Genomic DNA, 13,899 nt, shown 5'->3' with positions numbered 1-13,899 from the left:
GGGGGGGGGGGGGGGCGGGAGCCGCTGGTCCTGCTGCACGCCCTCGGGGTGGACCGCCGGGTGTGGAGCCCCGTCATCGACCGGCTGCCGGCCGACCGCCGCGTCATCGCGCTCGACCTGCGCGGACACGGCCGGGCCGCGGACGCACCGGCCGCGCGGACGCTGCACGACCACGCCGACGACACGGCCGCGCTGCTCGACCGGCTGGAGGTCCCTGCGGCGCACGTCGTCGGGCTCTCGCTGGGCGGCGCGATCGCCCAGACCTTCGCCCTCGACCACCCGGACCGGGTGAGCCGCCTGGACCTGGTCGCCACCGTCGCCGACGCCCAGGACGCCTTCGAACGGCGCGCCCGGAACGGCGAGGCGGACGGCATGTCGGCGCAGGTCGTGCCGACGCTGACCCGGTGGTTCACGCCCGAGGCCCTGGCCGCCAACGGCTGGCCGGTCCGGTACGCCCGGGACCAGATCGCCCGGGCGGCCCCCGCCGACTGGGCCGCCAACCTGCGCGCACTGGCCAAGGTCGACACCCGGGCCCGCCTATCGGAGATCACGGTCCCTACCCGCGTCATCGCCGGTGAACTGGACACGTCGACCCCGCCGGAGCAGGAGCGCACCATCGCCGAGGACATTCACGGGGCCGAGTTCATCGTCATCCCGGGGGCGACGCACATGGTCAGCCTGCAGACCCCTGACGAGCTGGCCGACCTGCTGTGCAGATGACACGGTGCATGACGGCCGTCGACGTGGTTCAGAGCAAGGGGCGGCAGGTGTAAGGCCCAGCCCGACGAGCCTGCTTCCCGCACGTTCGGGGATGATCCGCCCTCGTCATGTGACCGCGGAGGCTCCCAGAGCAGCGAGAGCCCCGCATCCGGTGCCCCAGACGATGATCGAGACCGTCTGCCAGAGGATCACGGCGTTGCGGGAGGCCCCGAAGGAGACCGTCGCCGCCGAGGTGATCTGGCTCGGCAGCGCCAGCGGACCCAGGAGCGCCACGCCCGCGACGCCGAAACGCTCGAAGCGCTGCTTGAGCTTGGCCCGACGGGGCGAGAGTTCGGCCTCTGAGCGGTCGCCGCGCACGAACCCTCGCAGCCGGTGGGCGGCGAACACCGCGAACAGCATCGAGGCCACGTTCCCGAGAATGGCGGCGGGGACGGCGACGACAAAAGGAAGGCCGGCGAGGACACCGATCACCGATCCGGAGTAGGACTCCACGAAAGGGATGACTCCGAGCCCGATGACCACGACCCATTGCACGGCGGGCGGTAGTGAATCGGTGAAGGCCTGGAGCTGCTCGATCATCGGTGGCGCCTTTCCAGTGGTCTTTCCAACGGTGTTTCCGGGCCGTCCTCCCGCGCCGAACCCGGCGGGGATCGGCGGCACGGCCGCCGCGGACATGACGCCACCTTCGCCCATCGGGACGGTATTTGTGCAGGTAGATTTCGTCATCGATCACCTATGACATTTCAGAGGGGGCCCTCATGACGTGGTGTCACTGGTGGGCTCGGGGGCGGGTGGGCGACACTAGGGGCGCGTCCCTGGTTCACCGGGTCGACGAGCCGCCGAGCTGTGCTGGTCCGTCGGCGCGCTGATGGCGCGATGCGGCGGTCCGGTGCCCGCAGGGGAGGGGGCCGGAGGGGAACGACGGCCGGCGGCAGCCGCGGACAGGGAACTGGGGGAGCCATGACAGCCACACGGCTGGACCGGTCCGGGCGGGCTGAAGGACCCGAGCGGTTCGACGAGGCGCAGGGGCAGCTGCACAAGGCCAATTCCGGCATCGTGTTCGGCTCGATCTCCGCCGTCGGGGCCTTGCTGGTGGCCATCGAGGCCGATTCGTTGCAGCACGGGCTCCTGCTCGGGCCAGGCGTCGGTACGGCCCTCGTGGTCATGGGGCGGTGGAACGCGGGGCGATTCTCCTTCCCCCGGGTCGCGCTCCCGGGGCTGCTCGTCACCGCGGTCGTCTGGATCACCGGTGTGCTGGCGGTGGACTCGCCCACGTCGGCCTACGGGTTCGCGATCGTCGCCACCATCACCGTCCTGGAGCTGCCGCACCACCGCCGGGCAGCGATCGCGGGCACCGCCGCCGTCGCCGCAACCGCGATCGGGGCCAAACTGGTCATGGGGCATGAGGGCGCAGAGGAGGTCCTGCTCCGGTACGTCCTCGTGTCCGTGTGCATCGCCTTGGGCGGGGTCGTTCTCGCCGTGCTGGTGCATGCGGTCCACGGCCTCATGGGGGAGCTGGAGAAGGCGCGTGAGCGCGAGGCGGACCTGGCCGTCATGCGGGAGCGCGTGCGGTTCGCGGGCGACCTGCACGACATCCAGGGGCACACGCTGCACGTGGTCAAGCTCAAGGTCACATTGGCGAAGAGGCTTCTGCACAGCGACGTCGAGCGTGCGGAGGAGGAGCTGGACGAGGTGCACGCCCTGGTCGGTGAGACCATCACCGAGACCAAGGAGCTGGCCTATGCCCAGCGACGGCTCAACCTCGCTGCGGAACTGGAGAACGCGAAGAACCTCTTCGAGGCCGCCGGAATCCGTGTGCAGGCGGACCGGGTGGGGGATGTCGATGCCCGTGCAGGGGAGCTGCTCGGTCAGGTTCTCAGGGAGGCGACGACCAACATCCTGCGCCACGCGGAGGCGGAGCGCGTATGGATCACCGTTACGGAGTCGGGCATCACGGTCGCCAATGACGGTGTGCGCGAGGGAGGCTCCCCGTCCCCGGAGCTGAGCGGACTGGCCGTCCTCCGCGAGCGGCTCGCCTCGGAAGGGGGCGTGTTGACGGTGGAGGTGGACGAGGGGGTGTTCCGCACGTCCGCCTCGTTCCCGCGCGCCCTGGGAGCCGCTGGGGGAGGCGGTCCGGAGCGGCCCGAGGCGGTCCGGCGATAGGGCGATGGCGATAGGGAAGGACGACCGGTAGATGACCACCGTGGTGCTCGCCGACGACGAGGCGCTTCTCCGCAAGGCGATGGCCGCCTTGCTCCCGATCGAGGGAGGGATCACCGTTCTGGCCGAGGCGGAGAACGGCGAGGGGGCCGTGGAGGCGGCTCTTGAGCACCGGCCCGATGTACTGGTGATCGACCTGGAGATGCCGGGCATGGACGGGCTGGGCGCCGTCGCGGAGATCCGTCGTGTCCGGCCGGACCAGGTGATCCTGATGCTGACCCGCCATGCCCGGCCGGGGGTGCTCCGTAAGGCGCTGAAGCTCGGCGTCCAGGGGTTCGTGAGCAAGTCCGCGGAGCCGGCGCACATCGCGACGGTCATCGGCACGCTGCACCAGGGCAAGCGGTGGGTCGACCCGGACGTGTCCGCACTCGCCGTGATCGACGACTGCCCGCTCACCGACAGGGAAGTCGACGTGCTGCGGGCGACACGCGACGGATACTCGGCGGCGGACATCGCCGGCAGGCTCCACTTGGCCGAAGGAACGGTGCGCAATTACCTGTCGAACGCGATGCAGAAGACCCAGACCCGCACCCGCCACGAGGCGGCCCGCTATGCGTACGAGCACGATTGGCTGTAGGAAGAGCGACACACAGCTGGGGGCGGGATCCGAAGCGGTCGAAAATCAGCGGTCCCTAGGCGCATCCTCCCCGGTCAATAAGGCTGCTCCCCGCGCACGGGGGTGTGGCCGTCTGGTCGTTTCGGGCCCCGCCTGCCGGGAGTTGGCTCGAACCGACAGGCGGGGGAACCTGGGGCGGGGGCTACTCCTCGCCTTCCGGGGCCACCCGGGGCAGCAGGGCGGCTCCGCTCATGTGGTCAAGGACGGCTTGTCCATGGCGGGCCACGGCCGCCCACCACGTCCGGGTGTCCTCATCCACCGCGTTGCGCGCGCCCGAGCAGGTCGCAGTCAGCAGGGTCTGCATCACGGCCTCGTGCTCCTCAGCACGCGGGCGCAGCCGCAGCACCCCGCGCGCGTCGTCGGTCAGCGTGAGCACCAGGTCCCCCGTGGCCCCGTCGAGGTAGGCCCACACCGCGCCCGCATCCGGCACCGGCTCCACCTCTGCGCACTCCCCGCCGCCGTCGTCGTCGGGGCCCTCGCGGGGAAAGAGCCGCCGGGATGCGGCATCGTCTGAGGCCATCACGCCACCTCCCCCCCTCACCGGGCGTACCGTCCCGGGGCCCAGGGCTGGCCGCCCACTGGGCGCGCCTTCCCGGCCAGGTAGGGCGCCTGCCGCTCGACCTCACAGGCCACCACGTCCGAGAGCGCGTCCAGGTCGGGGGCGTAGACGGTGGCCCGGTGCCCGCGCGCCCGCTCGAAGGGGTCCAGGCGCCGGATGCGGTCGGCCACCCACTGCCACTCCACCGGGGCCGAGGGCAGGAAGGTCGCCACCCACCCCGGGTGCCGGGCGTTCCACGTGCGCGCGGCCGAGGCGATCCCCGCCGGGAGATCCGGGGGACCCGGGTCGCCGGTACTGGGTGCAGAAGGGGTTCCGTGGGGGATATCGTCCATGTTGTCTCACCTCATTGCCAGGTGGGGCCACGCCCCCGGACGCCGACCCGCGTCGCGGGGGTTTGGTCTGCCGAGCGGACTGAAGGGTGCAGGCCCGCTTCCCTGTCCATGGCGTCAGCTTTGTGCATGGAAAGCAGCAGTTGAAGACTGTTGTCAGTTCTCTGGAAGAGTTCCAGGCGCGCTGGAAATCTCTGGAATGGGTCCAGACGCCGGGCGCTGTTCGTGGTGGGATGAAGGCATGCCCCCTGACAAGCGCCTACTCCAGGCCTACGGCGCAGAGCTTCGGCGGTTGAGGAACGAAGCCGGGCTCGTGCAAACCGCACTGGCGAACAAGGTCAACTGCAGTAAGTCCCAGATCTCAGAGATCGAACGCGGAAACGTCGAGCCCTCCAGCGACCTGAGGACCCGCCTCGACCAAACGGTCGGGTACGGACGATTGCAGCGAGTCTGGGACGGGCTCACCGGCTCCGGGCGCGACGCATGGCGCTTTGAAGTCGCCGAACTCGTCCAGGGCGCCAGCGCGATCTACGACTACCAAGTCCTGGTCTTTCCCGCCTACCTCCAGACCAGGGAATACGCAGCAGCACTGATGCGGTACGGAGCCCAGTGGCTTTCCGAGGAGGAGCTACAGGCCCGAGCCGATGCCCGAGCTGAACGCTCGCAGCGGTTGACTGCCGCATCGCGCCCGAGAGTCTGGCTGGCTTTGGACGAGACCATCCTGCAGCGGCGCTACGGCAACCCGAAGACCATGCGGGCCCAGTTCGCCTACGTGTACCAGCTGGCTGAAGCCGATCGGATCACTATGCAGCTCATACCAGCGGATACGCCCCGACATCCGGGCAACTCCGGAGCGTTTAAGCTGATCACGACGGACAACGAACCGGACGTGATGTTCGCCGAAACCCCGCATGAGGGGCAGATCATCACCAATGCGGTAGACGTAGCCCGGTTCCGGATGCAGTTCGCCGCGCTACAAGGGGCGGCTACCAGTCCGGAAGCAGCTTTGGGCAGGCTTCGGGATGAGATGAAGAGGTTGGACGATGAAGTGGCGTAAGAGCAGCTACAGCGACGGGGGCTCCAACTGCGTCGAGGTGGCTGACGGAGCCAACACCGCCGTACGCGACACCCAGAACCGTGACCTCGGACATCTGGAGTTCCCCAGCCCGGAGTGGAGCGCGTTCCTGAGGGCGCTGGAGCGCGGCGAACTCTAGATCTCGCACGCACCTGGGGAACCACCCGAGCCCGGAGGAACGGCCCGACAGTACGGCGTCGGCGCGGCCCCGGGCGCTGTGTGAGGAGTTTCCCTACAGGATCAAGGCCCGCCCGCGCTACGCGCGGGCGGGCTTCGCCACGTCGCGGACAGTCGGCCGTGGTTCCTTCCGCTCACGCGGGCATCCGTGCTGCGCGCGCTCCTCCGTCGCGTGCCCGCACGGCGCCCGCTCCGCGTCGCTCCCCGGCCTCCCGACGCTCATAGCGTCCACCATCCGCGCGCCACCGACGGGGCGCGCCCGTCCGCGAAGGAATGGCCCTCGCATCGAGTTTCTGCAGGTACAGGCACTGCGGCCTCCGCTCCGCTACGGCCGGCAGAGACGCGCCAGACCGCCTAATTCCCGGCGTCTTCGTCGAGCCCCTTGGCCCCAGCAAGAAAGGCGCCTTCTAGGTGTGCATGTTTGAGGTGGGCGTCCGTTAGGTCTGCGTGTTCAAAGTGAGCGCCCTCCAGGTGTGCGCGTTCGAGGTGCGCATTCCACAGTTCCGCGTTCTCGAGGTGAGCGCCTTGTAGATAGGCGCCTTGGAGGTGGGCAAAGAGCAGCTTCGCACCCTTCAGGTGGGCACGTTCCAGGAACGCGTTCTCGAGGTGGGCGCCTGTTAGCACTACGCCTTCCAGGTGGGAGTTTTCCAGGTTAACGTTTCTGAGGCGTGCACCCCAAAGGTGGGCCCCTTGCAGGTCTGTTCCATGAAGGTCGACCTGGTTTGCTTCGGGGCGCCTGGGACGTCGCCCGATAACCGTCAACGCTGCCTGCACGTCAGTGGAGGGGCGCTCCGAGTGCTCTGCCCGCCCAGGCGGGTCCGGTGATCCGGTGGGCGGGTGCATCCACCGGCCCCGATTGTGACAGGCATAGCCCGCTTCCTTCCCGGAAGTGGGTGCCCTTTCCCGTACGAACGCCGAGAGCACTTCCACCACGGTTGCGTGGTCGCGCTCAGACTCCCGCATGATGTGCTCAAGCGCGTATATCCCCCCAATGCGCTCCTCCAGCTTGTCTGAGGCAAGATGTCCGATCGCTGTCGCATAGCGCTCTGTGAACTGGCCTCGGCGGTTCAACCGGTAGTTGATCGCTGTGAACACCAGCGCCGACAGCGCCGCCGCGCCCCCCACCGCCTGCAACACAGTCTTGCGAACCGTATTCAGCGCCGCTGCCTCCTCCTTGCCGCCCAGGTCGTGCACAACCGGACCCGCGACCCAGTCAGTGAAGGGCCCCAGCAGCAGCACCAGGACCAGGCCCACGACCGCCACAGCCAGCGGCACCGCCCACGCCCACAGGTACCGCCGACCCCACACCTTGACCGCGCCCCACGCCTTCTTCCACCGCATGCGCGCCATTCCAGCACCCCCAGCGGACACATGTCGCCATAAGCCCGGAAGACACGACCTGTCCGCGCGCTCCGGTCGATCTTTCCGCCTGGTCCGAGCGGCCGGATCCGTCCGCCCTTCCCACAGCGCCGGACCTGGGACCGCGCGGCACCGGGCCCGGTAGCGTCGGTGTATGGACGGGCCAGCCCCCCGTGATCCGCATCGACGCCTCCCCCTCGGCCCGCCGGGCCCGAGCTCGGCAAGAGGCGCGGCAGGCCGAGGAGAGGGCTGAGCGCACCGCCTACGCCCTACCGCATCGCCAAGGCGTTGAAGCGCACCGGCGCCGTGGTCATCGACTGCCAGGACGACCCCCAGCGCCAGGAGGCCCGCGCCGCCGGGCGACTCGCCGGACGCATCCGGAGCGCCAGCGTGAGGACCCTTGTGGCCGAGGGGCGCGTGGCGGTGTTTGAGCCCGACCGCGCCCAGAACCCCCTACAGGTCCGCTTGGACGAGCGCCGTGCGAACCAGGCGTTGGACGAGGCGTTCCGCCATGCCGGGCCACTCACCGGGCCGTGCCCCGACGAACCTCGCTGACCAGCGCCGATACCGTCTCGCTGGCCCGCATCTGGCCTGAACGCCGCCCCAACAAACGCGGGGATGGTGCCGACCCCAGCAGCCTGGTGCTGGTGCGCGGAAGATGCTCACCGTACACGCGCGGCTATCGGGGCTTCTTGTGTTGGTTGTGTTCGGATGGGGGAGGCCTATTTCACGGCCCTCCTCCCACGTCTGTAGGTTCGTTTTTCTATGTGGACAGGAAACGAGCAAACGGCTGAACGATCCTCCACGGCGTACCGGTATCGATGGTTCGCGGATAACGAAGCCAGGGAGACCTCCCCCGTCTACGCGGCTCTCACTGCCTCGATCTCCGATGATCCCGAGGTCCTGGCGCTGATCGAACGTCTTCCCGAACCCAAGCGCCAGCCCAATCTCCTCCTTGGGGCCGTACGTCTGCACGGTGGGCCGATCGATGACCACTCCCGATTCCGTGCGTGGCTCCTGCACCACTGGGACCAGGTCGAGGGGACGATGCGGAGCCGCAGTACCCAGACCAACGAACCCGGGCGCTGCGCTCTTCTCCTCCCGTTGCTCTGTTCCCTTCCTCAGCCTCTCGCCCTGATCGAGGTGGGAGCTTCGTCCGGGCTGTGCCTGAACCCCGACCGGTACCGGTACCTCTATGACGACCGCCCGCCCATCGGTCCCTCGACCGCACGCGTCGATCTGGAATGCGAGACGAGCGGTCCGGTGCCGTTCCCCGAGGGCGTCCCCCATGTCGCTTGGCGCGCCGGTATCGATCTGAACCCGTTGGACCCCGCGGACCCCGAGGACGTGCGCTGGCTGGAGAGCCTGATCTGGCCCGGTCACCATTCCCGCCACCAGCGTCTCCGTGGTGCACTGGAGACGGCCCGCCGCCACCCGGTCCGCGTGGTGCGCGGTGACATGGTCGAGAAGCTGGACGACCTCCTCGCGGAGGTTCCCGCGGGCACCACGCCGGTAGTCTTCCATAGCGCTGTCCTTCCCTACCTCCCCGAGGCCGAGCGCCGCGAGTTCGTGGAGGCCGTGCAGGAACGCTCCTGCCACTGGATCTCCAACGAGGCGCCCGGGGCGCTTCCCTACGCTCTGCCCGCGTCCGCGGGGCACCGCAGCAGAGAGTTCGTGCTTCGAATGGACGGACACCTCATGGCCATGACCGCACCGCACGGGCAATACCTGAGGTGGCTCCCTTAAGAAACCGCGCCCCGGCACGCCGTGACAGCCCGGAGAACCATTGGCGCCCCCGGAGTCAGGGCGGCGATGCTCGCCTGCATGGACCGACACGATCCACCCATGCCCTCCGACCCGAAGGTACAGATCGACCGCGCCCGCAGCCTGGTCCCCGGGGCGCACTTCATCCGTGCGGACGCCGCCCGCGTCGACTTTCCCGACGAGGGCTTCGACGCGGTCGTGTGCCTGTACTCCCTCATCCACATGCCGCTTCCGGACCAGAAGCCCCTCCTCGGACGGATCGCGCGCTGGCTGAGGCCGGGCGGACGCCTGCTCGCCACCGTCGGCGAAACGGCCTGGACCGGTACGCAAGAGCGCTGGCTCGGCGGCTCCGCGGCGATGTGGTGGAGCCATGCGGACTCGGACACCTACGCCGAGCAGATCACCGGGGCCGGGTTGACGGTGACGAGTCGCCTCGTTGTGCCTGAGCCGGAAGGCGACGGCGAACACGCCTTGTTCTGGGCGCGCAGGCCGTCGCCGCCCGGGAAGCGAGAGTCGGTCTCTTAGAGCCCTTTGCGCGATGGGCCGGGGTGATGGTGAGGAGGCGAGCGGCCGTGCGGTGCGCGCGGTGGCCGTGCCCTGCGCATTTTCATCACGGTCGAAGCGGGTTGAGGCGTTCCCCGCAGGCGGTGACAATGCGCGGATCAGGCTGTACCGATTGCCTGACCTCCCCCATCACAGTGAAAGAAGGCCACGTGCACCCGACCGGCCCACAGCAACCGCACGGTCCGCGGTCCGGCCCGAACGAGCAGCCGCCGCCCGGACCTCCACCGCCTACCGGACCGCCTCCTGGGCCTCCTCCCGGACAGGCGCCGCCACCGGGGGCACCGCCCGGCCCCGGTGGTCCTCCGACGGGTGGAGGACCACCCCATGGACCACCCCACGGACCGCCAGGTCCGCCGGGACCGCCGGGACCGCCGGGACCGCCGCCCGGAGGGCCGCCCGCCGGGCCCCACGGCGGGCCTCAGGGCGGACCGCCAGGTGGGCCTCACGGCGGGCCGCAGCAGGCGGGGGCGAAGAAGAAGTCCGGGTGCCTGGTTCTGACACTCATCGCCGTTCCCCTGGTGCTCGTGCTGGCCGGCGGCGCCGCCGGCGTGTGGTTCTTCACCGACATCCCCTTCCGGATGGGCATCCCCGGCGCCGTGCCGCGCAGCGGAGGAACCTCCGAGGGGCCCCGAACCGTGCCCGACTGGGCCGTTCCCTCCATGTGGAACAGCGGCGACTACACCTTCGAGAGCCTGGAGGCGAGCACGGCGGCGGGCCTGCGCACCCCCGGCGAGGTGCGCGAATCCCCCGAGGGGGACTTCACGCTCGACGTCCTCGCGGTGGAGCCCCTCCCGATCGGATCCTCGGCGATCGGGCCCGGCATGTACTCCTCCCACCCGGAACTGGACGCCGGCTTCCAGGCCTACGCGGTGACCCTGAAGGTCATCAACACCACCGACCAGGACCTCGACCTCATCTACATGGGCGACAAGGCCGGCGCCGGTGCGCTGATGTCCGACATCCCGCTGCTGACGGCCGCCTCGGACTCCTGGCCGACGCGTCTGGGACCCAACGAAGGGATCGAGGTCCGCCGCACGTACGCGGTTCCGACCGAGTACGACTACGACTTCGCCGTTCTGGAGGTCCGCGATCCCGGCACCGGTCCCGACGTGGACGACTACCGCAACGACGAGCAGTACCCCGACTTCTTCAGCTACTGGCGCCTCGACCTCGACCCCGGGGCCGTTACAGGGCCGCTGGCCGACGAGGCCCCCGGGGCCACGGCGGACGAGGCCGGCACGCTGGAGGATCTGACGGAGGACACGTCCGTGTGGCGCGCCGGCTCGCCGGGCGGCCGGATGCTCCCGCTGCACGGGACCCCGCTGTCGATGGGCGTGGGCGACAATCTGTTCTCGGACAACGACGCCACTACGGACGACGTCGATGGGCAGTGGTTCGAGTACAAGGTGGAGAACCCGTTCCAGGGCGCCGGCTCCTGGGACTTCACCGAGCCCGACATCCGTGTCCTGTACGGCGACGACATGAAGGAGGCCGAGCTCTACCCCCCGGAGGAGGCGACGTCCGCCCCCGACCGGCTGCCGGAGGAAGAGGACTGGGACGGCGCGGTCGGGTTCGAGGTGCCCGAGGGCTTCGAGGGGCCCGTACTGGTCGAGGTCGCCGGCCCCGGAACGGTGGGCGGAAGCGAGACCCTCAGGTACTGGTTCCTGGAGGTCTGACGGCGGGGGCGGTGCGCGGTCTTCCGCGCGTCCCCGCACCCCCGCATGTCCTCGGCGGCGCGGCCGCGCGGTGGCTCCCGCGCGGCCGCACCGGTGTGCCGGGGCCCCGCCCGCGCATGCCGACCCGCTCATGCCCTCGGCGGGCCGCCCTGCGCGCCGGTCGCCCGCAGCACGGCGGTACGGGGCGGGGTCACCACCAGTAGGTGCCGTTTCCTCCGCTGACGCACCCGTCGCCGGGGTTGACGACGATGCAGGCGCGGAACGCCCGCGCGGCCGAGGACGAGGTCGGGTAGCCGCGGGTGTAGATCCGCGCGCCGACCCGCCACGCGTTGTACATGTCCCAGCTGCGGTCGCCGTTCAGGTCGACCTCGAACCGGATCCAGTGGTCGGCGTTGGCGTTGAGCGCGCGGCCCCAGCCGTACTGGGTGCCCTGGTAGGTCCCGAAGCGGATCTGGGCCGTGCCGCGGCTGAAGGAGTGGGCCAGGGACGTCCGGGGGTTGGGGACGACCGCCGGGTCGTACAGCCAGGACTGCTGGGCGGAGGCCTCCGCGCCGGAGCGCGTTCCCGTCCGCTCGTCGGCCTCCTCCGCCGCGGCCGGGGAGGAGAGCAGGGCGAGCGCGGCGGTGGCGGCCGTGGCGACGGCCGCGGCGCGGCGCAGGACGCGGGTCCGGGGGTTCCTCGTGGACATGGGGTATCCGCTCCTTCGTACGGCCGGGCACGCCCGGCCGCGATGGGGGATGGCGGCCGCTGTGAGCGGGACGCGGTCACCGAGGACACCGTGATCCTACGTAGGGCGATCGAGTAATCACAATAAGTTGTCGAAAATGGGATTGCGGCACCGGGTGTCCCCGGCTGACCCCTGCGCCACGGTCGCTGCACACCACCTTGACCAGGGATGTCGTCTGCCCCGGCTGATGAGGGGGCCGCTCGGGCGGACAGAGGGCCGTGCACGCCCGGCGCCGGTGGGCGGCCTCCCGATGGCGGAACGGGGAAACGCGGCGTCCGACGGTCCCGGCGTGCGCGATGAGACCGTCGTGCGCGTCGGCGCGCCGGCTCACACCGCCCGCGCCCCCGACAGCCTGGCGATGTGCCGGCGGATGTGCGGAGGCATCGGCTCGGGAAGCGGGCCCGAAGGGAAGACCAGCCGCAGCTCTTGTCCCTCCCCGAGCACCAGATCGCCCTCATCGCCGTCGAATGCGCCACGGAACAGTGGTGTCCCGTCGCCGTCGCCGTCGACGGCCCGGACCCGCTCGACCCGGTCCAGGAGGATCCCGGTCTCCTCGGCGACCTCGCGGATCGCCGCCTGCTCCCAAGACTCCCCGGGCTCCCGGCGTCCACCCGGAAGCGCCCAGTGGGCGGGCCAGCAGATCCCGGGGATGTCGTCGCGGAGCTGGAGGAGGACGCGGCCGAGCGGATCGGTGACAAGGACGAGGCAGCCGGTGGGTCGGGCCACAGCGGACTCCTAACGCGAGGGGGGAGACGGCACGTCCATGGACCACGGGGGCCGGGACGTCGGGGCGGAGATCGGCGTCGGGCAGGGGGTACGTCAGGCGGGAGTGGCGTCGGGTCAGGCGTGCTCGGCCGGTGGCTGGTAGCGCCGCCAGTGGAAGCCTGGTTCGCTCGGGCGTTCTGGACCCTCCCAGAACGCGGGGGTCCATTCGCGCACGGAGTCGTGTTCGGCCTCGGCCCCGCCTTCGGGGGCGACACGGAGGGGACGGTGCTCGGCCGGCCTGTAGCGGTTGACGATGTCCCATGCGGCGACGGGATCGAACTGCTCGATGGGGCCTCCTCGGGGCGGCGGGAGCCGTGACCCTGGGAGCACGTGCCGGGAAGCCCGGTAGCGCTCCCCGGAGACGTTGGCTCCGAGCCCTCCGAAGACGGCGACACGGCGCAGGGCCAGAGCGCGCGAGACGGTCATGTCTCTGTCGGGGGTGGGGCGGCGGTACCGCTCCCGTGCGGTGTCGAGGACTTCCTGGCCCGCCGCGGTGCGGGGCGAGACCTCGGCCGTCCACCGGTTCACCGCGAACGCGAGTGCGCCGGTCGCTCCCAAGCCCACCGGATAGGCGATCACGGCGAGCGCGGGGGCGAGCACCAGGATCCCGCCGGCCGCCATGAGGACCTCGGTGAACACCACGATGATCAGAAGGCGCTGCACCAGCGCCAGGGCGCGTTGTACTGCCCACGCCCGGTACAGGCCCTCGGTGTCCGAGCACAGGCCCCGGGCGGCAAGGTCCTGAAGCATGTCCCGGACCACGCCCGGCGCGCCGACCCTGCCCACGAGCCGGTTCGGCTCCACGGCTTCCGTCTTCGCGGCGTACTCCACCATCGATCGCCGTAGCGGAGGAAGGACGTCGGTCGCCTCCTTGAACGCCCTGTGGCCGAGGAACACCTGGGGTGCCCCGTCGCCCAGCCACCCGGTCAGGAAGAGGTCGAACGCGCAGACGCCGAGGAGGCGTCCCGGCCCGCCGGCCAGGAGGGCGAGTTCTTCTGGGGACAGATCGTCAGGGTCGGGGACGGAGCGGCCCTCAATCGCAGAATGGGCCCGGCACAGAGCGGCACCGGAGATGTGAAGGCCGTAGGCCCAGAGCGCCAGCACGACGGCCGCCGTGGCCGCGGTCACGGCACAGAGCCACACCAGCACCCGCAACTCGTAGGAGTCGGCGCTCCCGGCGGCGACGCCCAGCGCAAGGGCTCCGGCTCCCAGAAGGCCGGCGCTCACCCCGATCACTCTCACCCACGAACGCCGCACATCCCCTCCCCGCCAGCGGGTCGGCACCGCCTCGCGAAGGCCACTCTACGGAGTCGCGGGCGTCGGTTATGGAGCCGCCTCCGCACAGCGC

At 70.4% G+C, this 13,899-nt stretch carries 15 protein-coding genes; 8 read left to right on the top strand and 7 right to left on the bottom strand.

What is annotated here, in order from left to right:
- Positions 1-720: alpha/beta fold hydrolase (locus D450_RS29615; protein ID WP_017537868.1), on the top strand; the 720-nt coding region annotated here is incomplete at its 5' end.
- A 105-nt stretch (positions 721-825) separates the two neighbouring features.
- Here the strand turns inward: D450_RS29615 and D450_RS0106490 are convergent.
- Positions 826-1,299, bottom strand: coding sequence for a small multi-drug export protein (locus tag D450_RS0106490; RefSeq protein ID WP_017537867.1), 474 nt, complete (start codon positions 1,297-1,299; stop codon positions 826-828).
- Between the two features lie 381 nt (positions 1,300-1,680).
- Between D450_RS0106490 and D450_RS0106485 the strand changes: the two genes are divergently transcribed.
- Together D450_RS0106485 and D450_RS0106480 are read left to right on the top strand one after the other, a co-directional pair.
- Positions 1,681-2,883 (top strand): sensor histidine kinase, encoded by a 1,203-nt coding sequence (locus D450_RS0106485; protein WP_017537866.1) that lies wholly within the window; start codon positions 1,681-1,683, stop codon positions 2,881-2,883.
- Between the two features lie 31 nt (positions 2,884-2,914).
- Positions 2,915-3,517: a response regulator transcription factor gene (locus tag D450_RS0106480; protein WP_017537865.1), complete on the top strand. Its 603-nt coding sequence runs from the start codon at positions 2,915-2,917 to the stop codon at positions 3,515-3,517.
- Positions 3,518-3,698: 181 nt separating this feature from the next.
- Here the strand turns inward: D450_RS0106480 and D450_RS0106475 are convergent, their stop codons facing one another.
- Positions 3,699-4,076 (bottom strand): hypothetical protein, encoded by a 378-nt coding sequence (locus D450_RS0106475; protein WP_017537864.1) that lies wholly within the window; start codon positions 4,074-4,076, stop codon positions 3,699-3,701.
- A gap of 17 nt (positions 4,077-4,093) precedes the next feature.
- Positions 4,094-4,447, bottom strand: a complete 354-nt coding sequence (locus D450_RS32970) for a hypothetical protein (RefSeq protein ID WP_152520808.1) — start codon at positions 4,445-4,447, stop codon at positions 4,094-4,096.
- Positions 4,448-4,685: 238 nt separating this feature from the next.
- On the opposite strand from D450_RS32970, the gene D450_RS0106465 reads away from it, so the two are divergent.
- A complete protein-coding gene (locus tag D450_RS0106465) occupies positions 4,686-5,501 on the top strand; it encodes a helix-turn-helix domain-containing protein (RefSeq protein WP_017537862.1) in 816 nt (271 codons plus the stop codon).
- Positions 5,488-5,658 carry a DUF397 domain-containing protein gene (locus D450_RS32255; RefSeq protein ID WP_017537861.1) on the top strand — a complete coding sequence of 57 codons (171 nt, stop codon included), beginning with the start codon at positions 5,488-5,490 and terminating at the stop codon, positions 5,656-5,658. The genes D450_RS0106465 and D450_RS32255 overlap by 14 nt, the downstream gene beginning before the upstream one ends.
- 392 nt (positions 5,659-6,050) lie before the next feature.
- Here D450_RS32255 and D450_RS0106455 read toward each other — a convergent pair whose 3' ends face one another.
- Complete coding sequence (locus tag D450_RS0106455) at positions 6,051-7,037, bottom strand: pentapeptide repeat-containing protein (protein ID WP_017537860.1); 987 nt, start codon at positions 7,035-7,037, stop codon at positions 6,051-6,053.
- A 783-nt stretch (positions 7,038-7,820) separates the two neighbouring features.
- On the opposite strand from D450_RS0106455, the gene D450_RS0106445 reads away from it, so the two are divergent.
- From D450_RS0106445 to D450_RS0106430, 3 genes are all read left to right on the top strand, one after another.
- On the top strand, positions 7,821-8,801 hold the full coding sequence (locus tag D450_RS0106445; protein ID WP_017537858.1) for a DUF2332 domain-containing protein: 981 nt from the start codon (positions 7,821-7,823) through the stop codon (positions 8,799-8,801).
- A gap of 99 nt (positions 8,802-8,900) precedes the next feature.
- Positions 8,901-9,344: a class I SAM-dependent methyltransferase gene (locus D450_RS0106440; RefSeq protein WP_241483080.1), complete on the top strand. Its 444-nt coding sequence runs from the start codon at positions 8,901-8,903 to the stop codon at positions 9,342-9,344.
- A 557-nt stretch (positions 9,345-9,901) separates the two neighbouring features.
- Positions 9,902-11,059 carry a hypothetical protein gene (locus D450_RS0106430; protein ID WP_017537855.1) on the top strand — a complete coding sequence of 386 codons (1,158 nt, stop codon included), beginning with the start codon at positions 9,902-9,904 and terminating at the stop codon, positions 11,057-11,059.
- A 190-nt stretch (positions 11,060-11,249) separates the two neighbouring features.
- Here D450_RS0106430 and D450_RS0106425 read toward each other — a convergent pair whose 3' ends face one another.
- The 3 genes from D450_RS0106425 to D450_RS0106415 all read right to left on the bottom strand — a co-directional run bounded on the left by D450_RS0106425 (position 11,250) and on the right by D450_RS0106415 (position 13,778).
- Positions 11,250-11,747 carry a hypothetical protein gene (locus D450_RS0106425; RefSeq protein WP_017537854.1) on the bottom strand — a complete coding sequence of 166 codons (498 nt, stop codon included), beginning with the start codon at positions 11,745-11,747 and terminating at the stop codon, positions 11,250-11,252.
- Between the two features lie 366 nt (positions 11,748-12,113).
- Positions 12,114-12,512 (bottom strand): NUDIX domain-containing protein, encoded by a 399-nt coding sequence (locus D450_RS0106420; RefSeq protein WP_017537853.1) that lies wholly within the window; start codon positions 12,510-12,512, stop codon positions 12,114-12,116.
- A gap of 114 nt (positions 12,513-12,626) precedes the next feature.
- Positions 12,627-13,778 (bottom strand): TIGR04222 domain-containing membrane protein, encoded by a 1,152-nt coding sequence (locus D450_RS0106415; protein ID WP_241483079.1) that lies wholly within the window; start codon positions 13,776-13,778, stop codon positions 12,627-12,629.
- Between the last annotated feature and the right edge of the window lie 121 nt (positions 13,779-13,899).

Source organism: Nocardiopsis halophila DSM 44494 (assembly GCF_000341245.1).
Lineage (GTDB): Bacteria > Actinomycetota > Actinomycetes > Streptosporangiales > Streptosporangiaceae > Nocardiopsis_A > Nocardiopsis_A halophila.
The sequence above is the reverse complement of the archived record's forward strand: the minus strand, read 5'-3'. Positions and strand labels throughout refer to the sequence as shown.

Coding starts and splice junctions, on each gene's coding strand:
- D450_RS0106490 (WP_017537867.1), bottom strand. CDS start 1,299: ATGATCGAGCAGCTCCAGGCCTTCACCGATTCACTACCGCCCGCCGTG.
- D450_RS0106485 (WP_017537866.1), top strand. CDS start 1,681: ATGACAGCCACACGGCTGGACCGGTCCGGGCGGGCTGAAGGACCCGAG.
- D450_RS0106480 (WP_017537865.1), top strand. CDS start 2,915: ATGACCACCGTGGTGCTCGCCGACGACGAGGCGCTTCTCCGCAAGGCG.
- D450_RS0106475 (WP_017537864.1), bottom strand. CDS start 4,076: ATGGCCTCAGACGATGCCGCATCCCGGCGGCTCTTTCCCCGCGAGGGC.
- D450_RS32970 (WP_152520808.1), bottom strand. CDS start 4,447: ATGGACGATATCCCCCACGGAACCCCTTCTGCACCCAGTACCGGCGAC.
- D450_RS0106465 (WP_017537862.1), top strand. CDS start 4,686: ATGCCCCCTGACAAGCGCCTACTCCAGGCCTACGGCGCAGAGCTTCGG.
- D450_RS32255 (WP_017537861.1), top strand. CDS start 5,488: ATGAAGTGGCGTAAGAGCAGCTACAGCGACGGGGGCTCCAACTGCGTC.
- D450_RS0106455 (WP_017537860.1), bottom strand. CDS start 7,037: ATGCGGTGGAAGAAGGCGTGGGGCGCGGTCAAGGTGTGGGGTCGGCGG.
- D450_RS0106445 (WP_017537858.1), top strand. CDS start 7,821: ATGTGGACAGGAAACGAGCAAACGGCTGAACGATCCTCCACGGCGTAC.
- D450_RS0106440 (WP_241483080.1), top strand. CDS start 8,901: ATGCCCTCCGACCCGAAGGTACAGATCGACCGCGCCCGCAGCCTGGTC.
- D450_RS0106425 (WP_017537854.1), bottom strand. CDS start 11,747: ATGTCCACGAGGAACCCCCGGACCCGCGTCCTGCGCCGCGCCGCGGCC.